Source organism: Kitasatospora sp. NPDC086801, from assembly GCF_044745805.1.
In the GTDB taxonomy this organism is placed as follows: Bacteria; Actinomycetota; Actinomycetes; order Streptomycetales; family Streptomycetaceae; genus Kitasatospora.
Window position 1 is genome coordinate 13413 of sequence record NZ_JBIVAX010000023.1, and the last position, 22007, is coordinate 35419.

A 22007-nucleotide genomic window follows, 5' to 3' on the forward strand; every position below is an offset into this window, starting at 1 on the left:
GCGGGCCCGCTGACGGCCGTTCAGCGGGATGCAGGGCCCCCGTCGGGACGGGCGCGCACGTTCGGGCCTGTCCCGCTTGAGAAACGATCCGCCCACGCCCCTAGACTGTTCTCCAGCAGGTGGCCATCCGCTCGAAAGGCGTGCCCCGTGACCATCGGCAAGTCCCCCGACCGCGAGAACGCCCCGTCGTCCGCCGAGCCGACCGACGACGCGGTGCAGGCGGCCGATGCCCCGAGCATCGGCCGGGTGCTGGCCACCGCCCGGATCGAGGCCGGGCTCACCGTGGACCAGGTGAGTACGGCGACCCGGGTCCGGGTGCCGATCGTCCACGGCATCGAGGAGGACGACTTCAGCCGCTGCGGCGGCGACTTCTACGCCCGCGGGCACATCCGCGCGATCGCCCGCGAGGTCGGCGTCGACGGCGAGGCGCTGGTCGCCCGGTACGACGCCGCGCACGGCGGCTCGCCCGCCTCCAAGCGGCCCACCCAGCTGATCGACAGCGGCCCGATCAAGGTGCCCGGTCGCGGCCGGCCGAACTGGGCGGCGGCCATGGTCGCCGCGATCGTCGCGGTGGTCGTCCTGATCGGCTTCAACCTGGTCAGCGGCAAGGGCGGCCACACCGGCACCGGCTCCGCCAGCGCGCCGCTGCCCAGCGGCTCCGGCACCGGCTCGGTCGCCTCCGTGCCCTCGCCCACCGTGCAGCCGCCGGCGCCCGTGCCGAGCGCGGCCGCGATCGCCGCCGTCCCGGCCGACAAGGTCACCGTGAAGCTGGTGGCCGAGGGCAGCACCAGCTGGGTGTCCGCGGTGGACGGCACCGGGAAGTCGCTGTTCCAGAACAACATCAGCGACGGCCAGGACCAGACCTTCACCGACCCCAAGCAGATCAAGCTGGTGCTCGGCAACGGCGGGGCCGTGCACGCGTACGTCAACGGCAAGGACCTCGGCCTCCTCGGCAAGGACGGTCAGGTGGTGCACGTCACGTACACCCCCGGCGATCCGCAGGCGGGCTGACCACAGGCCTGCGGAGGCCCTGGAGACCGGCCCTGCGGGCTGGCGAAGATCTGGTAATCCGAGGCGCGCGGCCTCCGGGGCGAACGGCACCGGAGGCCGCGCGTTAATCTTGGCCCTATGCCTGAACGCCGTACTGTCGCCCTTGTCACGCTCGGATGCGCCCGCAACGAGGTGGACTCCGAGGAACTCGCCGGGCGACTGGAAGCCGACGGCTGGTTGCTCGTCGACGACGCCGCCGAAGCGGACGTCGCCGTCGTCAACACCTGCGGCTTCGTCGAGGCCGCCAAGAAGGACTCCGTGGACGCCCTGCTGGAGGCCAACGACCTCAAGGGGCACGGCCGCACCCAGGCCGTCGTCGCGGTCGGCTGCATGGCCGAGCGGTACGGCAAGGAGCTCGCCGACGCCCTGCCCGAGGCCGATGGCGTGCTCGGCTTCGACGACTACTCCGACATCTCCGACCGCCTCCAGACCATCCTCTCCGGCGGCCACCACGCCCCGCACCTCCCGCGCGACCGCCGCAAGCTGCTGCCGATCAGCCCGGCCGAGCGGCAGTCCGCCGCCGAGGCCGTCGCGCTGCCCGGCCACGGTGCCGCCGAGACCCCGGCCGAGCCGATCGCCGACCTGCCCGAGGGCCTCGCCCCGGCCTCCGGCCCGCGCACCCTGCGCAAGCGGCTCGACGACAACCCGGTCGCCTCGGTCAAGCTCGCCTCCGGCTGCGACCGGCGGTGCTCCTTCTGCGCCATCCCGGCGTTCCGCGGCTCCTTCATCTCCCGCCGCCCCTCCGACGTGCTGCACGAGGCCCAGTGGCTGGCCGAGCAGGGCGTGCGCGAGGTCGTCCTGGTGAGCGAGAACAACACCTCGTACGGCAAGGACCTCGGCGACATCCGGCTGCTGGAGACGCTGCTCGGCGAGATCTCCGCGATCGAGGGCGTCGAGCGGGTCCGGGTCTCCTACCTGCAGCCCGCCGAGATGCGCCCCGGACTGATCGACGCGATGACCGGGACCACGGACGTGGTGCCCTACTTCGACCTGTCCTTCCAGCACTCGGCGCCCGCCGTGCTGCGCCGGATGCGCCGCTTCGGCTCCACCGACCAGTTCCTGGACCTGCTGAAGACCATCCGCGACAAGGCTCCGCAGGCCGGCGCCCGGTCCAACTTCATCGTCGGCTTCCCCGGCGAGACCGAGGCGGACTTCGCCGAGCTGGAGCGCTTCGTCACGCACGCCGGGCTGGACGCGATCGGCGTCTTCGGCTACTCCGACGAGGACGGCACCGAGGCCGCGACCTACGACGGCAAGCTGGCCGAGGACGTGATCGCCGACCGGCTGAACCGCCTCAGCCGACTGGCCGAGGAGATGACCGCCCAGCGGGCCGAGCAGCGCGTCGGCACCGAGGTCGAGGTCCTGATCGAGTCGATCGAGGACGGCGTGGTCGAGGGCCGGGCCGCCCACCAGGCCCCGGAGACCGACGGCCTGACCACCCTCACCGGCGTCGAGGACCCGCAGATCGGCCAGTTCCACCGGGCCAAGGTGGTCGCCAGCGAGGGCGTCGACCTGATCGCCGAGGCGCTGGAGCCGGTCCGGGTCCGCCAGGCCCCGGGAGCCGGGGAATGACCAAGGGGCCCGGCGCCCCGGCCGCGGCCCACCCGGGCAGACCGGCGGCCGCGGTGCCGGCTGTCTGGAACATCGCCAACATGCTCACGATGCTCCGGCTGCTGCTGGTGCCGGTCTTCGTGTCGCTGCTGTTCGCCGACGGCGGGCACGACCCCAAGTGGCGCTCGGTCGCCTGGGCCTCGTTCGCCATCGCGATGATCACCGACCTGTTCGACGGCGAGCTGGCCCGGCGCAAGGGCCTGGTCACCGACTTCGGGAAGATCGCCGACCCGATCGCCGACAAGGCGATCATGGGCTCGGCGCTGATCGGCCTCTCGCTGCTCGGCGACCTGCCCTGGTGGGTCACCGCGGTGATCCTGGCCCGCGAACTCGGCATCACCCTGATGCGCTTCTGGGTGATCCGCTACGGCGTCATCCCGGCCAGCCGCGGCGGCAAGATCAAGACGCTGACCCAGGGCATCGCGGTCGGCATGTACGTCCTGGAGCTGACCGGCTGGCTGGCCACCGCCCGGGCCGTGCTGATGGCCCTGGCGGTGCTGCTGACCGTCGGCACCGCGCTGGACTACGTCGGGCAGGCGCTGCGGATGCGCCGCGAGGGACTGGCCGCGGAGCGCGCGGGCCGGTGAGCGACGGGGGAGACCGGGTGACGGACTACGAGCTGGCGGTACGGGCGCACGAGGCGCTGCGCGCCCGGGGCGGCACGCTGGCCGTCGCCGAGTCGCTGACCGGAGGGCTGCTCGCGGCCGCCCTGGTCGACGTCCCCGGGGCGTCCGCGACCTTCCGGGGCTCGGTCACCGCGTACGCCACCGAGCTGAAGGCCTCGGTGCTCGGCGTGGACGAGGGACTGCTGGCGGTGTACGGGCCGGTCCATCCGGTGGTGGCGGGGCAGATGGCCGAGGGCGTGCGCCGACTGCTGGGGGCCACCTACGGGATCGCGACGACCGGGGTGGCCGGGCCGGACCCGCAGGACGGGCAGCCGGTGGGCACCGTACACCTGGCGGTCGCCGGTCCGGAGGGAACTCTGGTCAGTTCGCCCCGCCTGTCGGGCGGGCGTGCCAGAATCCGTCACGGGGCGGTGACCGCCGCTCTGGAGCTGTTCGTCGGGCGGCTCCCGGCCGGTACGCCCACGACCTGAACCCCGCGGGGCCCGCACCCGGGCGTCTCGCAGCCCGTTGGAGGCGCTGCGGAGGCGTGCTGGATCCCCGACCGCGGCGATCTCCACCGAAACGGGGATCCGCCGATCCGGCACGCGGGTATGGCATAGCTGGAGGATCGTGTTACATCCAACGGCCTGGTTGGGCAGAAACCAGGTGGCGAACGAGTTGCGTGACGGTGGCCGGGTGGCCCGCGACGGGTACCACGAGGGGCCCGCGGACCCGGGAACGACACCGGAACGAGGAGGGGGACAGCCTTGCAGCCCAGAGTGAACACGACCAGGGTCCCCGCACGCGAAGCGGGCAAGGCGGTACGGTGGGGGCGTGACATCTCGATCCGCAGTCCGAGGAGGGAGGCACCGATGATCCTGCTCCGTCGCCTACTGGGCGATGTACTGCGTCGGCAGCGCCAGCGCCAGGGCCGCACACTCCGCGAGGTGTCGGCGGCCGCGAGGGTTTCACTCGGTTACCTCTCCGAGGTCGAGCGGGGACAGAAGGAGGCCTCCTCGGAGCTGCTCTCCGCCATCTGCGACGCGCTCGACGTCCGGATGTCCGAGGTCATGCGCGAGGTCAGCGACGAACTGTCGCTCGCCGAACTTGCGGCGATGGCCACCCTCTCCGAAGGTGATCTGCTGAGGCCGGTACTCGAACCGGTTCCGCTGCCCGCCCCCGGCACCGACCGGGCGAACATGTCGCCCAAGGCCGCCGCGATGGACGTGGTCGCCGCCTGAACCCGGCCTCGACGCCCGGGCTCCTGGTGCCCGGGGCGAGCGAAGGAGGGCGGTCGTGCGAAGAGCCGCGACGGTGTGCACGGAGGCCCGAATACGGCTGCGGCGCCTGATACCGTGGCCGGCCCGCCGGGTCCTGGTGATCCTGACGGCAGGGCTGATCTGGTGGTTCCTGGCCGTCCGGGGGCAGTTGGCGGACGGCGCCGTGCTGGGGCTGCTCGCGGCCGGCGGCTGGGGGCTCGGCCTGATCCCGGTCCACGCCGACCGGGACGCCACCGGGCCGAAGCCGCGCCCGCAGGAGGACGCCGTGGCCCGGGTGGAGGCGCCGCCGCCGGTGGGCTGAGCCACTCGAACGGGTGATACGAGCGAACGAAGGCCGCGGGGCACCGGATGCCCCGCGGCCTTCGGCGTCGGTGCACCTCCGTCGGTGGACCTCATGAGGGCCGCAGACGCAGGCCGCGCGGGGTGGCGTGGAAGCCGGCCTCCTCCAGCGCGGCGCCCAGCGCCGAGCCGAGGGCCGGCTCGCCGTTCGCCCGCTCGACCGTGACGCTGCCGAGTGCGCCCTCGCGGACCGCGGCCGCCAGCGCGCCCACCGCCAGTGCCCGGGTGGCCCCGTCCTCCGGCCAGGCCAGCAGCGACTTGCCGCCCCGCTCGACGTACAGCGCCAACTCGCCGTCCACCAGCACCACCAGGGCACCCGCCTTGCGGCCCGGGCGGTGCGCCCCGGCCTCCTTGCCGCCAGGGGGCGTCGGCGGCTCCGGCCAGGGCAGTGCGGAGCCGTAGGCGTTCGCCGGATCGGCGGCGGCCAGCACCAGCACCTGCGGCGGCTCGGCGGCCGGGGCGGCCGGCCACTCGGCGGCCCGGGCCCGCTCCAGCCGGCCGCTGACCGAGCGCAGCCGGTCGGCCGCGCCCTCCACGGCGAACTGGGCGCCGCCCAGGCCCTCGACGAAGTAGCCCCGGCGGGCCCGGCCGCGCTCCTCCATCGCGGCGAGCACCCGGTACACCCCGGCGAAGCCGCCCGGCACCCGCTCGGCCGCCACCGCGCCCCGGGTGAGCAGGCCGTGCCGGTCCAGCAGGCTCTGCGCCTGGGTGGTGGCCCGGACCGTCGGGTCGGTGGTGAAGGGGGGCAGCAGCGACCAGCGCCCGGCCACCGTCGGCGGGCCGCTGCGCAGCGCGCCGCCGACCCGGCCGAAGGCTCGGCCGGCGCCGCCGTAGCGGCCGCGCGGGGTCGCCCGGGGCGCGCGGTGGGCGGTGGCTCCGGCCGTCCGGCCGGAGCCGAGCAGGGCGCGCAGCGGGGCGAGGGTGTCGTTGGTGACGTAGCCGGCCCAGACGAGGTCCCAGAGCGCCTCGACGATCTCCGGCTCCGGGGTCTCCTCCGGCAACTGCTGGACCAGTTGGCGGAAGAACAGGCCGTAGCCGCCGGCCAGCGCCGCCATCAGCGCACTGTGCACGGGGGTGAGCGCGGGTGGGACGGGCTCGGGGCGCAGCAGGTGGGCGTGCTCGGCCAGGTGCAGGCTGAGCCAGCCGTCCTTGCCGGGCAGTGCGCCGGCCCCGCACCAGCCGATCTCGCCGGCCGCCGTCAACTCGTCCAGCAGGCCGGGGGAGTAGCCGGTGAGCCGGGCCGGGAGGATCAGCTTCTCCAGGGCGGAGGCGGGCAGGGCGGAGCCCTGGAGCTGTTCGACCACCCGGAGCAGGCCGTCCGGGCCGCGCAGCCGGTGGCCGGCCAGGTGCTGCCACTGCGGGAGGAACGCGGCCAGGGCGCGCGGCGGGACGGGTTCGACCTCCTGGCGCAGGGCGGCCAGCGAGCGACGGCGCAGCCGGCGCAGGACCTCGGCGTCGCACCACTCGGCGGTGGTGTGGTTCTCCGCGGGGAGGAACTGGCCCTGGACCAGGCGGCCGGCGGCGGTGAGCCGGTGCAGGGTGCCGGTGACGACGGCGGTGCCGAGGCCGAAGCGGGTGGCCGCCCCGGCGGCGGTGAACGGGCCGTGGGTGCGGGCGTAGCGGGCGAGCAGGTCGCCCAGCGGGTCCTTGACCGGCTCGGTGAAGGCCTCGGGGACGCCGACCGGCAGCGGGGTGCCGAGCGCGTCGCGCAGCCGCCCGGCGTCCTCGACGGCGGACCAGCGCCGCTCGCCGGCGATCCGGACCCGGATCACCCGGCGGGCGGCCTCCAACTCCAGTGCCCAGAGCGGTTCGGCGCCGCGGGCCGCCAACTCGGCCTCGGTGAGCGGGCCGAGCAGGCGCAGCGCGTCGGCGACGCCCTCGGCGTCCTTGATCCGGCGCTCGGGGGTGAGGCGCTGGAGCTCGGCCTCCAACTCGGCGAGCACCTGCGGGTCGAGCAGCTCGCTCAGTTCGGCCTGGCCGAGGAGCTCGGACAGCAGCCGGGAGTCGAGTGAGAGGGCGGCGGCGCGGCGCTCGGCGAGCGGGGAGTCCCCCTCGTAGAGGAACTGGGCGACGTAGCCGAACAGGAGGGAGCGGGCGAAGGGCGAGGGCTCGGGGGTGGTGACCTCGACCAGCCGGACGGCGCGGGATTCGAGGTCGCCCATCAGCTCGACCAGGCCGGGCACGTCGAAGACGTCCTGGAGGCACTCGCGGACGGCCTCCAGGACGATCGGGAACGAGCCGTACTCGGAGGCGACTTCGAGCAGTTGGGCGGCGCGCTGGCGCTGCTGCCAGAGCGGGGTGCGGCGGCCGGGGCTGCGGCGCGGGAGCAGCAGGGCGCGGCCGGCGCACTCGCGGAAGCGGGAGGCGAACAGGGCGGAGCCGCCGACCTGGTCGGTGACCAGCTGCTCGATCTCGGCGGCGTCGAACAGGGCGGCGTCCGCGCCGACCGGGGCCTCGTCGGAACCGGCCCGCCCCGAGGGGCCGGCGAAATCGAAGTCGGGGGCGAGGAGGTCGGCGTCCGGCAGGCGCAGCACGATGCCGTCGTCGGCGTGCATGACCTGGGGGTCGAGGCCGTGCTTCTCGCGCAGTCGGGCGCCGAGGGCGAGTGCCCAGGGGGCGTGCACCTGGGCGCCGAAGGGGGAGTGGATGACGATCCGCCAGTCGCCGAGCTCGTCCCGGAAGCGCTCGACGACGATGGTGCGGTCGTCCGGGAGGTGGCCGGTGGCGGCGCGCTGTTCGGCGAGGTAGTCGAGCAGGTTGGCCGCGGCCCAGTCGTCCAGGCCGGCCCGTTGCAGCCGGGCGGTGGCGGCCTCGGGCGCCAGGGCGCCCAGCTCGCGGGTGAACGCGCCGAGGGCGCGGCCGAGTTCGAGCGGGCGGCCGAGGGTGTCGCCCTTCCAGAACGGGAGCCGGCCGGGGACGCCGGGGGCGGGGGTGACCAGCACCTTGTCGTGGGTGATCTCCTGGATCCGCCAGGAGGTGGTGCCGAGGGTGAAGACGTCGCCGACGCGGGACTCGTAGACCATCTCCTCGTCGAGTTCTCCGACCCGGCCGCCGCCCTTCTTGCCCGTCTTCGCATCGGGCCCGGTAGCGCCGGCGATGAAGACGCCGAACAGGCCGCGGTCGGGGATGGTGCCGCCGGAGGTGACGGCGAGCCGCTGGGCGCCGGGGCGGCCGGTCACGGTGCCGGCCACCCGGTCCCAGACCACCCGGGGGCGCAACTCGGCGAAGGCGTCCGAGGGGTAGCGGCCGGCCAGCATGTCGAGCACCGCCTCGAAGGCGGACTGCGGGAGGGTGGCGAAGGGCGCGGCGCGGCGGACCACGGTGAGCAGGTCGTCCACCGGCCAGGCGTCCAGCGCCGTCATCGCGACCAGCTGCTGGGCGAGCACGTCCAGCGGGTTGCGCGGGACGCGCAGCGCCTCGATCCGGCCGGCCCGCATCCGCTCGGTGACCACGGCGGACTGCACCAGGTCCCCGCGGTACTTGGGGAAGAAGACGCCGGTGGAGACGGCGCCGACCTGGTGGCCGGCCCGGCCGACCCGTTGCAGGCCGGAGGCGACCGAGGGCGGGGACTCGACCTGGACGACCAGTTCGACGGCGCCCATGTCGATGCCCAGCTCCAGGCTGGAGGTGGCGACCACGGCGGGCAGCCGGCCGGCCTTCAACTCCTCCTCGACCAGCGCCCGCTGCTCCTTGGAGACCGAGCCGTGGTGGGCGCGCGCGAGGACCGGTGGGGCGCCCTTGGCGACGCCGGACTCGGCCATCAGCTGGGCGGGGGAGTGCGCCTCGGGCAGCGGTTCGCCGGTGGCCCGTTCGAGGGCGATCTCGTTCAGCCGGTTGCACAGGCGCTCGGCGAGGCGGCGGGAGTTGGCGAAGACGATGGTCGAGCGGTGCGCCTGGACCAGGTCGACGATCCGCTCCTCGACGTGCGGCCAGATCGACGCTTGCCGCTGCGGGTCGGCGTCGGAGGAGGCGCCGGTGGCCGGGGCTGCGGGCAGGTCGTCCAGGTCGGGGACGGGGACGACCACCGACAGGTCGAACTCCTTGGCGGCGGCGGGCTGGACGACGACGGCGCCGCGCTGCGGGCTGAGGTAGCGGGCCACTTCCTCGACCGGGCGGACGGTCGCGGACAGGCCGATCCGGCGGGCCGGGCGCTCCAGCAGTTCGTCCAGCCGCTCCAGGCTGAGCGCGAGGTGGGCGCCGCGCTTGGTGCCGGCGACGGCGTGCACCTCGTCGAGGATCACCGTGTCGACGCCGCGCAGCGCCTCCCGGGAGGCGGAGGTGAGCAGCAGGAACAGCGACTCGGGGGTGGTGATCAGGATGTCCGGCGGGTGGGTGGCGAAGCGGCGGCGGTCGGCGGCGGGGGTGTCGCCGGAGCGGATGGCGACCTGGACCTCGGGCTCGGGCAGGCCGAGCCGGACGGCGGCCTGGCGCAGGCCGGTCAGCGGGGCGCGCAGGTTGCGCTCGACGTCCACCGCGAGGGCCTTGAGCGGCGACACGTACAGGACCCGGCAGCGGCGCTTGGGGTCCGCCGGGGGAGGGGTGCTGCTCAGCCGGTCCAGGGCGGAGAGGAAGGCGGCGAGCGTCTTGCCGGAGCCGGTGGGGGCGACCACCAGGACGTCGGTGTCCTGCCGGATGGCGCGCCAGGCCTCGGACTGGGCGGTGGTGGGGGCGGGGAAGGCACCGGTGAACCAGGCCCGGGTGGTCGGGGCGAATCCGGCCAGGGAGTCGTCGTCCGGCGGGGTCGGGTGCTGGGGCGCCATGCCCCCATGGTGCCGGGTGGCACCGACAACCGGGACGGGGGAGCGGAGGTCGCACGGGCGTAGTTAAAGGAGCAAAAAGGCAAATCCGCTCATATGGTGATGAGTCAGACCCATGACCCGTCCCTGACCCACCGGACCGACGAGCGGAGGCCGTGCGATGGCGCAGGCGAACCCGTCCGGCCGTCCCGCCCGTGCGGCCCCCCGCCGCGTCCGCGGGCCCGCCCGGGCGCTGCTCGCGATGCTGCTCACCGCACTCGTGGTCGGCGGCGCCGTCCCGTACGTGTCCGGATCGGGCCGGGCCTACCTCAGTTACCTGGTGCTCGCCGAGCAGGAGGACGCCGCCGGCACCGCCCGGGCCGGGGCCGAGACCCGGGCGGCGGGCGGGCAGGTGGTCCAGGAGTACCCGCAGATCGGGGTCGTCCTGGCGTACGCCACCGGCGGCTTCGCGGACAAGCTGCGCGCCCGGCCCGGGATCGCCGCCGTCGGCACCACCCGGACCGAACCGGTGGTCGCCCCACCCCGCCTGCTGGACGGCGCCGGGGACTTCACCGCCGGCACCGACCACGCCCGCCGCAGCAGCGCCGACCGGCAGGCCGGGTCCGGCACCGCCACCGTGCCGGACCCGGCCGAGGGCGACGCGTGGAACCTCGCCATGCTCGGCGCGGCCGGCGCCCGGGCCGGCGACACCTCCACCGGGGTGCGCGGGCCCACCGGCGCCGCCGCGCCGACCGCCGACGCACTGCACAAGGTGCTGGTCGCGGTGCTCGACTCCGGCGTCGACGACACCCACCCGGACCTGCGCGCCGCCGTCGACCCGAAGGCCTCCGTCTCCTGCGCCGACGGCCGGCCCGACGCCCGCTCCGGCTCCTGGCGGCCCGACCCCGGGGTCAGCGAGAGCGGCCACGGCACCCACGTCGCCGGGATCGTCGGCGCCACCCGGGACGGCCACGGCGTCACCGGGGTCGCGCCGGGCGCGCGGATCGCCGCCGTCCGGCTGCTCGGACCGCTCGGCCAGTACTACGCCGAGAACATCGTCTGCGGCATGCTCTGGGCCGCCGACCACGGCGCCAAGGCGATCAACAACAGCTACTTCGCCGACCCGTGGAAGTACAACTGCCCGGAGGACCGGGACCAGGCCGCGCTGATCGCCGCCGTCGGCCGGGCCTCCGCCTACGCCCAGCGCAAGGGCGCCGTCGTGGTCGCCTCGGCGGGCAACGACGGCCAGGACCTCGGCGCCGCCCGGACGGACGAGCGCAGCCCCAACGACCGGGTCTCCGGCCCGGCCCGCTTCCGCTACCTGGGCACCGAGTGCATCCGGCTGCCCGGTGAGCTGCCCGGCGTCGTCACCGTCACCGCCGTCAACCGGGACGGCCACCCGTCCGGCTACTCGAACTACGGCCGCGGCCGGGTCTCGCTGGCCGCCCCCGGCGGCGACCCGGACGGCGGGCCGCAGAGCGCGATCGTCTCCGACTGGCCCGGCGGGCAGTACGCGGCACTGGCCGGCACCTCGATGGCGGCGGCGCACGTCACCGGCGCGGTCGCGGTGGCCGCCGCCCTGCACCCGGACTACGGCTCCGGCCCGCTCGCCGCCCTGCTCGCCGGCACCGCGGCCGCCGGCTGCCCGTCCGGGCCGTACGCCTGCGGGGACCGGCAGTACTTCGGCGCCGGGCTGCTCGCGCTGCCGCGCTGAGGCGGGCGGAAAACCGGGTGACGGGGCCCGGGCCGGTGGGTGAGGATCGGGGCGTGACCGTCTTCCTCACCACCGAGCGGCTGGTACTGCGCCGCTTCACCGCGGCGGACGTCGACCACCTGGTCGAACTGGACGGCGACCCGGAGGTGACGCGCTACCTCACCGGCGGGCGGCCGACCGCGCGGGAGCGGGTCGAGGGCGAACTGCTGCCGCTGTACCTCGCGCACTACCGGCGGTACGGCGACCTCGGCTGGTGGGCGGCCGAGGAGCGGGCCGGCGGGGCGTTCCTGGGCTGGTTCGAGTTCCGGCCGACGCGGGACGGCGACCGCTCCGAGGTCGAGCTGGGGTACCGGCTGCGGCGGGCCGCCTGGGGGCTCGGGTACGCGACCGAGGGTGCGCGGGCGCTGGTCCGCCGCGGCTTCACCGAGCTGGGCGTGCGGCGGGTGGTGGCGTACACGATGACGGTCAACGCGGGCTCGCGGCGGGTGATGGAGAAGACCGGGCTGTCGTTCGTCCGCACCTTCCACGGGGACTACCCGGAGGCGATCCCCGGCAGCGAGCACGGCGAGGTCGAGTACGCGCTGACGGCCGGGCAGTGGCAGGCCCCGGGCGGCGCCGCGCGGTCCGGGATACTGGAGCCATGAGGCTGACCGAGTTCTGGCGACGGATGTCCGCGCACTTCGGCGAGGCGTACGCGGAGTCCTTCGCCTCCGACCACGTGATGAGCGAACTCGGCGGGCGGACGGTGCGGCAGGCGCTGGAGGCCGGCTGGGAGGCCAAGGACGTCTGGCGGGTGGTCTGCGAGACCCAGGGCGTCTCCGGCGTGCTGCGCTGACCCCTGCCCGCCCGTGGGCCGAACGGGGTGCCCGGTGCTCGGGCGGCTCCGGGCGATGGGTGAGACTGTCGGAGTGACAAGCAGCGCAGAAGCACAGAATTCGGACAGGACGGCGCGGGTCGCCGACGAGGCCCCGGGGCCGCCGCCCGAACCGCGGCTGCCGGGGGGCGTGGCCGGCGCCGTCCGGGGTGGCGGGATGCCGCGCTGGCTGCCCCGGGCGATGGTGCTGGCCCTGGTGCTGGTCGGGCTGTTCCAGCTCGCCGACTGGGCCTTCCACCAGCTGATCGACCTCTTCGTGATGCTGCTGGTGGCCTTCTTCCTCTCGCTGGCGCTGGAGCCGGCCGTCGACCGGATGGCGGCGCGCGGGGTGCGCCGCGGGGTCGGCACCTTCCTGGTGTTCGTCGCGGTGGGGATCGCGGTGATCGGATTCCTGGCGGCGCTCGGCACGCTGCTGGTCGATCAGGTGGCGAAGATCGCCGGGGACCTGCCGCACCTGGTCGACAACCTGATCAACTGGGTGAACCGGACGTTCCATCAGGACCTGTCGCTGGGCGAGCTGCAGAAGAAGCTGCTCAAGGACTCCGGCGCGATCGAGAGCTACGCCCAGCAGGCCGCCGACAACGTCTGGGGCGTCTCCTCCACCGTGGTCGGCGGGCTCTTCCAGGCCTTCACGGTCGGGCTGTTCACCTTCTACTTCACCGCCGAGGGCCCGCGGGTCCGCCGGACGGTCTGTTCGATGCTGCCGCCCGCCAAGCAGGGCGAGGTGCTGCGGGCCTGGGAGATCGCGCTCGCCAAGACCGGCGGCTACCTGTACTCCCGGGCGCTGCTCGCGGTGGTCTCGGCGGCCGGGCACTGGGTGATGTTCGCGCTGCTCGAGCTGCCGTACGCGGCCGCGCTGGCGGTCTGGGTGGGCGTCATGTCGCAGTTCGTGCCGACCATCGGGACGTACCTGGCCGGCGCGCTGCCGGTGCTGGTGGCGCTCACCGTGCAACCGGTGGACGCGCTCTGGGTGCTGGTCTTCGTGGTGGTCTACCAGCAGGTCGAGAACTACCTGCTGCACCCGAGGATCACCGCGAAGACGGTGGACGTGCACCCGGCGGTCGCCTTCGGCGCGGTGATCGCGGGCGCGGCGCTGCTCGGCGCGGTGGGCGCGCTGATCGCCATCCCGGCGGCGGCCACCCTGCAGGGCTTCGTCGGGACGTACGTGCGGCGGTACGAGGTGGCCACCGACCCGCGGATCGACCGGGGCGAGCAGCGGCGGGCCCGGCGGGAGCTGCGCCGGGAGGCGGCCCGGCGGCTGCGGCGGATGGTCGGCGGCGACGGGAGGCGATCCGGCGGGCGGTGACGGCACCGTTCGGACGTGCGAGGCTTGAATCGAACAGATGTTCTTTGTACTCTCCGGCGAGGAGTTTTCCACAGGCGGAGCCGGGCCGGGCTCGTTTGTCAGTGGGACGCGCTAGCGTCGAGGACGATGAAGCGCACAGCACAGAACCCGAGGGTGGAAGCCATGGCAGGTACGGACCGCGAGAAGGCCCTTGAGAACGCACTCGCCCAGATCGAGCGGCAGTTCGGCAAGGGCTCGGTGATGCGCCTCGGCGAGAAGGCCAACGAGCCGATCGAGGTGATCCCCACCGGGTCCACCGCCCTGGACGTCGCCCTCGGCGTCGGCGGCATCCCGCGCGGCCGGGTGGTCGAGATCTACGGCCCCGAGTCGTCCGGCAAGACCACGCTGACCCTGCACCTGGCGGCCAACGCCCAGCGGGCCGGCGGCACGGTCGCGTTCGTCGACGCGGAGCACGCGCTCGACCCCGAGTACGCCAAGAAGCTCGGCGTGGACACCGACGCCCTGCTGGTCAGCCAGCCGGACACCGGTGAGCAGGCACTGGAGATCACCGACATGCTGATCCGCTCCGGCGCGGTCGACCTGGTGATCATCGACTCCGTCGCGGCGCTCGTCCCGCGTGCGGAGATCGAGGGCGAGATGGGCGACTCGCACGTCGGTCTGCAGGCCCGCCTGATGAGCCAGGCGCTGCGCAAGATCGCCGGTGCGCTGAACCAGTCGAACACCACCGCGGTGTTCATCAACCAGCTCCGCGAGAAGATCGGCGTCATGTTCGGCTCGCCGGAGACCACGACCGGTGGCCGGGCGCTGAAGTTCTACGCCTCGGTCCGGCTGGACATCCGCCGGATCGAGACCCTGAAGGACGGCACCGAGGCGGTCGGCAACCGCACCCGCGTCAAGGTGGTCAAGAACAAGGTCGCCGCGCCGTTCAAGCAGGCCGAGTTCGACATCCTCTACGGCGTCGGCATCAGCCGCGAGGGCGGCCTGATCGACATGGGCGTCGAGCACGGCTTCATCCGCAAGTCCGGCGCCTGGTACACCTACGAGGGCGACCAGCTCGGCCAGGGCAAGGAGAACGCCCGCAACTTCCTGCGGGACAACCCGCAGCTCGCCGACGAGATCGAGCGGAAGATCAAGAGCAAGCTCGGCATCGGCCCGAAGACCGAGGAGCCGGCCGAGGGCGAGGAGGCGGCCGCCGCCGACGGTGCCGCGAAGCCGATCACCGCGACCGCCGCCAAGACGGCCGCGGCGAAGAAGACGGCGGCGGCCGCCAAGGCCTGAACCGTTGACGCAGCACGACGCAGTGGGTGACGGCGGCCCGGCGGGCCCGGACGGCGACGACTACGGGCCGCCCGACTGGTTCGCCGCGGTGGCGGCGGAGCCGGAGCCGTCGTACGAGGCGGCGCCCCGGGCGCGGTCGCAGTCCCGGAAGGAACGGCGGCGGGAGCGGTCCTCCGCCGCACAGTGGGCATCCGGTTCGGAGCCGGAGTTCGACCGGGCGCCGGCCCGGGCGGTGCGCGGCGCGGCGCCCGGGCCGGCGCCGGCGGAGCCGACGGTCGGCGAGCTCGGGCTGGTCTCCGCCTCCGAACTGCCCACCGGCCGCCGTCGGCGCCGTTCGGCAGTGGCGGCCGAGGAGTTCGACGAGACCGGGTCCGCGGCGGCGGGCGACGGTTGGAGTGGGGCGGGGGCGGTCGGTCACGGGGGTGTGACCGCCCCGGCCCAGCGCCCCGGTGCCGGCGCGCGCCGGGGGCGGCGTGCTGCGGCCGGGCGCTCCGCCGGACCCGCGTCGGACGAGGCGGGCGCTCCCGGCGAGGAGCACGACCCTTCCGCCCGAACCTCCCAAAACTCCCGAACCTCCCGATCCACCCGTACCGCCGGTACCGCGCGGAAGCGGGCCGGGGCCGAGGAGGCGGCCGATCCCGAGACCCGCGCCCGCGACATCTGCCTGCGGCTGCTCACCGGCGCCGCCAAGAGCCGCAAACAGCTCGCCGACGCCCTGCGCAAGCGGGAGATCCCGGACGACGTCGCCGACGAGGTGCTCACCCGGCTCGAAGAGGCCGGGCTGATCGACGACGCGGCCTTCGCGGCGGCCTGGGTGGAGTCCCGGCACGCCGTCCGGGGCCTGTCCCGGCGGGCGCTGGCCCAGGAACTGCGCACCAAGGGCGTGGCCGCCGACCTGGTCGAACAGGCCGTCGCCCAGCTCGACCACGACGACGAGACCGAGGCCGCCCGGGCGCTGGTCGACCGCAAGCTGCGGGCCACCCGGGGGCTGGACCCGCAGGTCCGGACGCGGCGGCTGGTCGGCGTGCTGGCCCGCCGCGGCTACTCCGAGGGGCTGGCGTTCCGGGTGGTGCGGAGCGCGCTGGAAGAGGAGGAGACGGGTGAAGCGTCAGGAACCGGGAGGGACTAGTGGCAGTTTCGTACGCTTCTTGGTCCAGTCCAGGCCGAGTCTTGACCGTTTCGTGACCCGCGCCTAGCCTCGCACTAGGGCCTGCCCGGCAAGATCCGCCGGACGGGCCCCAAGCGCGGGGGCGCTTCCGGACGGCGGTCCGCGCCGGGCGGCGGACAGCGGTGACGGGGAGTGGGCGGCATGAGGATCTCTGCGGGCACCGGATCGGGCGCCTCCCTGTTGCCACTCGCCGGATCGGCCGGCGCCGTCCTGCTGGTCCTCGCGGTGCTGGTCGGGTTGCTGGCCAAGCGGCTCCGGGCCGCCCAGCGGCGCACCTCCGTCGAGGTCGAGCGCGTCCGCGGCCGGGCCGAACAGCAGACCTCCCGGCAACGGGCCGAACTCGCCCGGCGTGAGGAGCAGTTGGCCGAGGAGCTGCGCCGGGTCCGGACCAGGGAGGACGAACTCGCCGTGCGCTCCGCCGAACTGGAGCGCACCCGGGGCGAGGCCGAGGCGCTGGTGACCCGCCGGGTGGCGGTGCTGGAACGGGCCGCCGGACTCTCCGCCGAGCAGGCCCGCACCGAACTCCTGCGCGAGGCCACGACCACGGCCCGGCGGGAGGCCGCGGTCACCGTCCGGGAGATCGAGCGCGAGGCCAAGGAGGAGGGCGAGCGCCGGGCCCGGGGCATCCTCGCCGGGGCGATCCAGCGGCTGGCGGCGGTGCAGACCGCCGAGACGGCGGTCACCGTCCTCCGACTGCCGAGCGAGGACATGAAGGGCCGGATCATCGGCCGTGAAGGCCGCAACATCCGCGCCTTCGAGGCGGTCACCGGCGTCAACCTGATCATCGACGACACCCCCGCGACGGTGCAGCTCTCCTGCTTCGACCCGGTCCGCCGGGAGACCGCCCGGCTCACCCTGGAACAACTGGTCGAGGACGGCCGGATCCACCCGACCCGGATCGAGCACCTCCACGAGCGCAGCCGCGAGGAGGTCGAGCAGTGCTGCGTCCGGGCCGGTGAGGACGCCCTGCTGGACGCCCGGGTCGGCGGGATGCACCCCGTACTCGTCCGCACCCTGGGCAGCCTGCGCTACCGGGTCTCGTACGGGCAGAACGTGCTCGGGCACCTGCTGGAGTCCGCGCACCTGGCCGGGATGATGGCCGCCGAGCTCGGGGTGGCCCCGGAGCCGGTGCGGCGTTCGGCGCTGCTGCACGACATCGGCAAGGCGCTCACCCACGAGGTCGAGGGCAGCCACGCGGCGGTCGGTGCGGACTTCGCCCGCCGGCACGGGGAGTCCCCGGAGGTGGTGCACGCGATCGCCGCGCACCACGGCGAGGTGGAGCCGCGCACCGTGGAGGCCGTGCTCACGCAGGCCGCGGACGCCTGTTCGGGCGGGCGGCCCGGGGCGCGCAAGGAGTCGCTGGAGGTGTACGTGCGGCGGTTGGCGCGGCTGGAGGAGATCGCCCGCGCGCACGAGGGCGTGGCCGAGGTGTACGCGATGCAGGCGGGGCGCGAGGTGCGGGTGATGGTGCGGCCGGAGGAGGTGGACGACCTCGGGGCGCAGCTGATCGCCCGGGAGGTCGCCCGGCAGGTCTCCGAGGAACTGACCTATCCCGGCCAGATCCGGGTGACGGTGGTCCGGGAGAGCCGGGCCATCGCGGTCGCGAGTTAGGGCGCGCCGGGGGCGTGTCCCGGAGAGTGCCCCGGGGCGTGTCCCAGGGCGCGCGCCGGGGCCCTACGCGCTGGGTGAGTCCACCTGCTGGGGCGTCTGGCGGGCGGCGGGCTCCGGCGCGGGGTCCTGGTCCGGTTCGGGTCCGGGCGCGCCGGCGAGCGGGGCCGGCCCGCCCCGGGCGCGGTCGGCGAGCGCGAGCAGATCCTCGGCGGCGGCGCCCTGGGTGGCGCCGACCAGGTGCCCGTCCGGCCGGATCAGCAGCACGGTGTGCGGCCCGGCCTCCGGGTACTCCTCGGTGACCAGCACCTCGGCCGGCACCGGCAGTGCGGCGGCGACCTCGGCGAGCCGGGGCATCAGGCCGGCGCCCAGCCAGTGCTCGGCGGACCAGACGGCGGTGCCGGGGGCGACCAGCAGCAGCAGGAACGTGGCGCCGAGCCGGGCGTGCAGGTGGTCCGGGGTGCCGTCGGCGGCGAGCACCGGCAGGTCCGGGACGAGCACGCCGGGGGCGGTGGCCGGCAGCAGTTCGCTGAGCGAGGTGGTGCCGCGGGCGCCGCGCTGGACCGGCACCCGGCCGGGGACGCCCGAGGGGGCGGCCGGGTAGGCGGGCGCGCCGCCGAAGCGGCCGGTGCCGAGCTGGCCGTCGGCGAGCAGCGGCGCGTGCTTGCGGAAGCCGCCGACCAGCAGCGAGCGCCGGGTCTGCTGCCAGCCGCGCAGCGGGCGCAGCAGCGGCATGGACTGGTCGACGGCGCGCAGCCGGGCGCCGACCGCGCCGCGCCGTTCGGCCTCGTAGCCGTCCAGCAGGGAGCCGCCGGGCTGCGGGCCCCCGGAGTGGAGGTGCCAGGCCAGGGAGAGCCGCCAGGCGAGGTTGTCGGCGTCGCGCAGCCCGTCGGCCAGGTTCTGCATGCCGAGCGCGCCGTGCAGGTGGGCGGCGTCGCCGGCGAGGAAGCAGCGGCCGCTGCGGAACCGGGCGGCGAGGCGCTGCTGGGCGGTGTGGTCGGCGGCGGCGAGCAGTTCGAAGCGGGGGAGTTCGCCGCACCAGCCGGTGAGGGTGGCGGTGACCCGGGTGAGCAGGGTGTCGCCGGTGACGACGCCGGGCCAGGTGGCGTGCGGGTCGACGGTTTCGGTGGGGGTGGGCCGCCCGGGGGGCAGCCGCCAGTCGAGCCGCCAGACGCCGTCCGGCAGTGGGCGGGCGGAGGCCTCGCGGTCGCCGCGCCACGGGGGCTCGCGGTGCAGCCGGGCCTCCTGGAAGGGCAGGTCGACCCGGACGGTGGCGATGGCGTTGCGGTCGACGGCGGGGCGGCCGGGGAAGCGGATCTTCAGGAGCTTGCGGACGGCGGATCTGGCGCCGTCGCAGCCGACCAGGTGGCTGCCGCGCCACCAGGTGCTGGAGCCGTCCTGGGTGCCGTGGGTGCGGACGCTGACGCCGTCGCGGTCCTGTTCGAGCTCGACGACCCGGTTCAGCGGGACCAGCCGGATCAGCGGGGTGCCGGTGAGGGCGTCGCGCAGGCCGCGCTGGAGGCGGTGTTGGGGCAGGTGGAAGGCGGGGGAGTCGGTGAGGTCGATCCGCAGCACCTCCTGGCGGCGGCGCCAGACGGTGAAGGAGTCCCACAGGGCGGAGTCCGAGACGGCCCGCGGGTAGCCGATCCGGGTGAGGAAGGCGGCGGTGTCGGCCCCGAGGACGACGCTGCGCGGGCCCTCGGGGCAGAGCCCGGAGCCCTCGTCCAGGACGATGGTCGGCACCTCGTGCCGGGCCAGGGCGAGGGCCAGGGCCAGACCGACCGGTCCGGCCCCGACCACGATCACCGGGTCCATGCGGTGACCTCCGGGCACGAACCGGCCGATGGGCCGGCGTCAGTTACCGCTGCCGCATATGCCGCGTGGATGCTCCCGGGAGGTGTCACGAAGAGCAATGCAACAGTTCACCTGCGTGTGCGTCAAGCAGCAGCTGAAGTGCGCCGGTTCGCGCCGCGACGGCCGCGTGCTTCGATCCACCGGGCGAGGGCGGTCAGCAGCAGGCACATGGCGATGTAGATCGGACCGATCACCAGCACCACGGGGATGTAGGGGAAGCCCGCGGCGTTGATCGGCTGGCTGGCGATCGCCTTACCGACGAACAGCAGCTCGTGGTAGGTGATGACGAAGCCGAGCGAGGTGTCCTTCAGGGTGACGACCAGCTGGCCGATCATCGAGGGCAGCATCGAGCGGATCGCCTGCGGCACCAGGATGCCGGCCATCACCTGGGTCTTGCGCATGCCGAGCGCGTAGGCCGCCTCGGCCTGGCCGCGCGGGACGGCGTTGACGCCACTGCGGATGATCTCGGCCTGCACCGAGCCGTTGTAGAGGGTGAGCCCGAGCACCAGCGCCCACATCGGCTCCTTCGCGAAGAACGCGTAGTAGAGCGCGACGATCAGGATCAGCAGCGGCATCGCCCGGAAGAACTGGACGAAGCCGACGGCCGCCCAGCGGACCGGCTTGTGGTCGGAGAGCTGCCCGGCGGCGAGCAGGGCGCCCAGGGTGAGCGAGAACAGCGCGGCCAGGCCGAAGGCCTCCAGGGTGGAGACCAGGCCGTCCACGATCCGCTGCTGGACGGTGTTGTACTGGAACGCGTCCCACATCTGCGGATCGAACTGGCCGTTGTCGGCGAGCGCGGCGAAGACGTACCAGAGCAGTGCGGCGACGCCGATCAGCGCCAGCACCCCGAACAGCCGGTACCGGGTGCGGGCCCGCGGGCCGGGGGCGTCGTAGAGGACGCTGGCCGTGGAGGTGCGGGTGAAGGGGTTGCTCATCGGGCCACCGCCAGTCGGGATTCCAGGACGCGGAACAGCGTGGCGACCGCGGCGCTGATCACCAGGTAGGCGCAGGCCACCCAGAAGAAGATCCCGAAGATCGCGTAGCCGCGCTCGGAGAGGGTCTGCTGCACGCTGTACAGCTCGGCGACGCTGAACGCGCCGGCGATCGCCGAGTTCCTCGGCAGCGCGATGAACACGCTGCTCAGCGGGGCCAGGACGGTCCGGGCGGCCTGCGGCAGGATGACCAGGGTGAGGGTCTGGCCGAAGGTCATGCCGAGGCTGCGGGCCGCCTCGGCCTGGCCGAGCGGCACGGTGTTGATGCCGGAGCGGATCACCTCGCAGACGAACGAGGCGGTGTAGCCGCCGAGCGCCAGCACCGCGAAGACGAGGTGGCTGAAGTGCACCCCGAGCGGCGGCAGGCCGAACTCGACGGCGAAGAACAGCAGCGTCAGCGGGGTGTTGCGGAACAGCGTGACCCAGGCGGTGCCGAAGGCGCGCAGCACCGGCACCGGGGAGACCCGGAAGGCCGCCAGCAGGGTGCCCAGCAGCAGGGCGAGCAGGGCGCTGAGCGCGCTCAGCTCGATCGTCTGCAGAAAGCCGTCGCGGAACAACGCGAAGTTGTCGTCCTCGAACAGGAACCCCATCCGGCGGCCCTCCTCTCACAGATGGTCAGGACAGATGGTCAGCACAGATGGTCGGGCAGGGCGGTCGGCGGGCGGATCAGTAGCGGTCGAGGGCCGGCACGGCGGGCGCGGCGGAGCCGGACGCGCCCAGGGTCGCGTCGTAGGCCTTCTTCCAGTCGCCGTTGTCCTCGTGGGCCTTGAGGGCGTCGCTGATGGCGCCGCGCAGCACGGAGTCGTCCTTGTTCAGACCGACGCCGTAGTTCTCCTTGGTGAACGGCTTGCCGACCACCTTGAGCTTGGGGGCGTACTTGGAGGCGTAGCCCTTGAGGATCGCGTCGTCGGTGGTGACGGCGTCGACCTCGCCGGCCATCAGCTTTTCGACGCAGGCCGAGTAGGTGTCGAACTGGGTGATCTTCGGGTTGTACTGCTGGATGTTCTTGATCGAGGTCGAGCCGGTGGCGGTGCAGACGTTCTTGCCGCCGACGCTCTCCGGACCGGTGATCGAGGTGTTGTCGGACTTCACCAGGAAGTCCTGGCCGGCGATGTAGTACGGGCCGGCGAAGGAGACCGACTTCTTGCGCTCGTCGTTGATGCTGTAGGTGCCGACGTAGAAGTCGATCTGGCCCTTGGCGATGGCCGGCTCGCGCTGTGAGGAGACCAGGGTCTGCCACTTGATCTGCTGCGGGGTGAAGCCGAGGTCGGCGGCGATCATCTTGGCGATCTCGATGTCGAAGCCGCTGCGGTCGCCGCTGGCGACGTCCTCCCAGCCGAGGTTGGGCTGGTCGGCCTTGGCGCCGATGATCAGCTGGCCGCGCTTCTTGGCCTCGGCGATGATCGGGGAGTCGACCTTGGCGTCGGTCTTGACCGTGTAGGTCGGCAGCGCCGGGGCGTTGCCGCCGCTCGCGGCGGCGGCGCCGGGGGTGCCGTCCTTGCCGCAGGCGGCGGTGGCGGTGAGCGCGACGGCACAGAGCGCGACGGCGAGGGTGCGACGAGTCCTCATGAGGGTTGTTCTCCTGGGAGCTG

At 74.2% G+C, this 22007-nt stretch carries 18 protein-coding genes; 13 read left to right on the top strand and 5 right to left on the bottom strand.

Going from position 1 to position 22007, the window contains the following annotated elements; translation table 11 throughout:
• Positions 1-147 precede the first annotated feature (147 nt).
• The 6 genes from ACIPLC_RS22825 (at position 148) to ACIPLC_RS22850 (ending at position 4847) form a co-directional block, all read left to right on the top strand.
• Positions 148-1011, top strand: a complete 864-nt coding sequence (locus tag ACIPLC_RS22825; protein ID WP_400474835.1) for a helix-turn-helix domain-containing protein — start codon at positions 148-150, stop codon at positions 1009-1011.
• Between the two features lie 117 nt (positions 1012-1128).
• Positions 1129-2622: a 30S ribosomal protein S12 methylthiotransferase RimO gene (rimO, locus tag ACIPLC_RS22830; protein ID WP_400474836.1), complete on the top strand. Its 1494-nt coding sequence runs from the start codon at positions 1129-1131 to the stop codon at positions 2620-2622.
• Positions 2619-3248: a CDP-diacylglycerol--glycerol-3-phosphate 3-phosphatidyltransferase gene (pgsA, locus tag ACIPLC_RS22835; RefSeq protein WP_400474837.1), complete on the top strand. Its 630-nt coding sequence runs from the start codon at positions 2619-2621 to the stop codon at positions 3246-3248. Before rimO ends, pgsA begins: the two co-directional genes overlap by 4 nt.
• A gap of 32 nt (positions 3249-3280) precedes the next feature.
• Positions 3281-3757 (top strand): CinA family protein, encoded by a 477-nt coding sequence (locus tag ACIPLC_RS22840; RefSeq protein ID WP_400474917.1) that lies wholly within the window; start codon positions 3281-3283, stop codon positions 3755-3757.
• 381 nt (positions 3758-4138) lie between these two features.
• On the top strand, positions 4139-4507 hold the full coding sequence (locus ACIPLC_RS22845) for a helix-turn-helix domain-containing protein (RefSeq protein ID WP_049660741.1): 369 nt from the start codon (positions 4139-4141) through the stop codon (positions 4505-4507).
• Between the two features lie 55 nt (positions 4508-4562).
• Positions 4563-4847 carry a hypothetical protein gene (locus tag ACIPLC_RS22850; RefSeq protein ID WP_400474838.1) on the top strand — a complete coding sequence of 95 codons (285 nt, stop codon included), beginning with the start codon at positions 4563-4565 and terminating at the stop codon, positions 4845-4847.
• 91 nt (positions 4848-4938) lie between these two features.
• On the opposite strand, the gene ACIPLC_RS22855 is transcribed toward ACIPLC_RS22850, so the two are convergent.
• Positions 4939-9645: an ATP-dependent helicase gene (locus tag ACIPLC_RS22855; protein ID WP_400474839.1), complete on the bottom strand. Its 4707-nt coding sequence runs from the start codon at positions 9643-9645 to the stop codon at positions 4939-4941.
• 157 nt (positions 9646-9802) lie between these two features.
• Here ACIPLC_RS22855 and ACIPLC_RS22860 point away from each other — a divergent pair, with 157 nt between their 5' ends.
• The 7 genes from ACIPLC_RS22860 to rny all read left to right on the top strand — a co-directional run bounded on the left by ACIPLC_RS22860 (position 9803) and on the right by rny (position 17572).
• Complete coding sequence (locus tag ACIPLC_RS22860) at positions 9803-11335, top strand: S8 family serine peptidase (RefSeq protein WP_400474840.1); 1533 nt, start codon at positions 9803-9805, stop codon at positions 11333-11335.
• Between the two features lie 53 nt (positions 11336-11388).
• Positions 11389-11979 carry a GNAT family N-acetyltransferase gene (locus ACIPLC_RS22865; RefSeq protein WP_400474841.1) on the top strand — a complete coding sequence of 197 codons (591 nt, stop codon included), beginning with the start codon at positions 11389-11391 and terminating at the stop codon, positions 11977-11979.
• Entirely contained in the window at positions 11976-12170 is a 195-nt protein-coding gene (locus ACIPLC_RS22870) for a DUF3046 domain-containing protein (RefSeq protein WP_400474842.1), read from the top strand. The genes ACIPLC_RS22865 and ACIPLC_RS22870 overlap by 4 nt, the downstream gene beginning before the upstream one ends.
• A gap of 73 nt (positions 12171-12243) precedes the next feature.
• Positions 12244-13515, top strand: coding sequence for an AI-2E family transporter (locus tag ACIPLC_RS22875; protein WP_400474843.1), 1272 nt, complete (start codon positions 12244-12246; stop codon positions 13513-13515).
• Positions 13516-13677: 162 nt separating this feature from the next.
• Complete coding sequence (gene recA / locus ACIPLC_RS22880; RefSeq protein ID WP_400474844.1) at positions 13678-14793, top strand: recombinase RecA; 1116 nt, start codon at positions 13678-13680, stop codon at positions 14791-14793.
• A gap of 4 nt (positions 14794-14797) precedes the next feature.
• Positions 14798-15922, top strand: coding sequence for a regulatory protein RecX (locus ACIPLC_RS22885; protein WP_400474845.1), 1125 nt, complete (start codon positions 14798-14800; stop codon positions 15920-15922).
• 180 nt (positions 15923-16102) lie between these two features.
• Positions 16103-17572 (top strand): ribonuclease Y, encoded by a 1470-nt coding sequence (gene rny, locus ACIPLC_RS22890; protein ID WP_400474846.1) that lies wholly within the window; start codon positions 16103-16105, stop codon positions 17570-17572.
• A 63-nt stretch (positions 17573-17635) separates the two neighbouring features.
• Here rny and ACIPLC_RS22895 read toward each other — a convergent pair whose 3' ends face one another.
• The 4 genes from ACIPLC_RS22895 to ACIPLC_RS22910 all read right to left on the bottom strand — a co-directional run bounded on the left by ACIPLC_RS22895 (position 17636) and on the right by ACIPLC_RS22910 (position 21984).
• On the bottom strand, positions 17636-19384 hold the full coding sequence (locus tag ACIPLC_RS22895) for an FAD-dependent monooxygenase (protein WP_400474847.1): 1749 nt from the start codon (positions 19382-19384) through the stop codon (positions 17636-17638).
• Positions 19385-19506: 122 nt separating this feature from the next.
• The gene (locus ACIPLC_RS22900; protein ID WP_400474848.1) at positions 19507-20358 is read right to left on the bottom strand and encodes an amino acid ABC transporter permease; all 852 of its coding nucleotides are present in this window, start codon (positions 20356-20358) and stop codon (positions 19507-19509) included.
• Positions 20355-21005 (bottom strand): amino acid ABC transporter permease, encoded by a 651-nt coding sequence (locus ACIPLC_RS22905; RefSeq protein ID WP_400474849.1) that lies wholly within the window; start codon positions 21003-21005, stop codon positions 20355-20357. Before ACIPLC_RS22905 ends, ACIPLC_RS22900 begins: the two co-directional genes overlap by 4 nt.
• Positions 21006-21081: 76 nt before the next feature.
• Entirely contained in the window at positions 21082-21984 is a 903-nt protein-coding gene (locus tag ACIPLC_RS22910; protein ID WP_400474850.1) for a glutamate ABC transporter substrate-binding protein, read from the bottom strand.
• Between the last annotated feature and the right edge of the window lie 23 nt (positions 21985-22007).

What these genes read in the sequence shown, in the direction of transcription:
- rimO (WP_400474836.1), top strand. Translation starts at nt 1,129, where the DNA reads ATGCCTGAACGCCGTACTGTCGCCCTTGTCACGCTCGGATGCGCCCGC.
- pgsA (WP_400474837.1), top strand. Translation starts at nt 2,619, where the DNA reads ATGACCAAGGGGCCCGGCGCCCCGGCCGCGGCCCACCCGGGCAGACCG.
- ACIPLC_RS22845 (WP_049660741.1), top strand. Translation starts at nt 4,139, where the DNA reads ATGATCCTGCTCCGTCGCCTACTGGGCGATGTACTGCGTCGGCAGCGC.
- ACIPLC_RS22855 (WP_400474839.1), bottom strand. Translation starts at nt 9,645, where the DNA reads ATGGCGCCCCAGCACCCGACCCCGCCGGACGACGACTCCCTGGCCGGA.
- ACIPLC_RS22860 (WP_400474840.1), top strand. Translation starts at nt 9,803, where the DNA reads ATGGCGCAGGCGAACCCGTCCGGCCGTCCCGCCCGTGCGGCCCCCCGC.
- ACIPLC_RS22870 (WP_400474842.1), top strand. Translation starts at nt 11,976, where the DNA reads ATGAGGCTGACCGAGTTCTGGCGACGGATGTCCGCGCACTTCGGCGAG.
- recA (WP_400474844.1), top strand. Translation starts at nt 13,678, where the DNA reads ATGGCAGGTACGGACCGCGAGAAGGCCCTTGAGAACGCACTCGCCCAG.
- rny (WP_400474846.1), top strand. Translation starts at nt 16,103, where the DNA reads ATGAGGATCTCTGCGGGCACCGGATCGGGCGCCTCCCTGTTGCCACTC.
- ACIPLC_RS22895 (WP_400474847.1), bottom strand. Translation starts at nt 19,384, where the DNA reads ATGGACCCGGTGATCGTGGTCGGGGCCGGACCGGTCGGTCTGGCCCTG.
- ACIPLC_RS22900 (WP_400474848.1), bottom strand. Translation starts at nt 20,358, where the DNA reads ATGAGCAACCCCTTCACCCGCACCTCCACGGCCAGCGTCCTCTACGAC.
- ACIPLC_RS22905 (WP_400474849.1), bottom strand. Translation starts at nt 21,005, where the DNA reads ATGGGGTTCCTGTTCGAGGACGACAACTTCGCGTTGTTCCGCGACGGC.
- ACIPLC_RS22910 (WP_400474850.1), bottom strand. Translation starts at nt 21,984, where the DNA reads ATGAGGACTCGTCGCACCCTCGCCGTCGCGCTCTGTGCCGTCGCGCTC.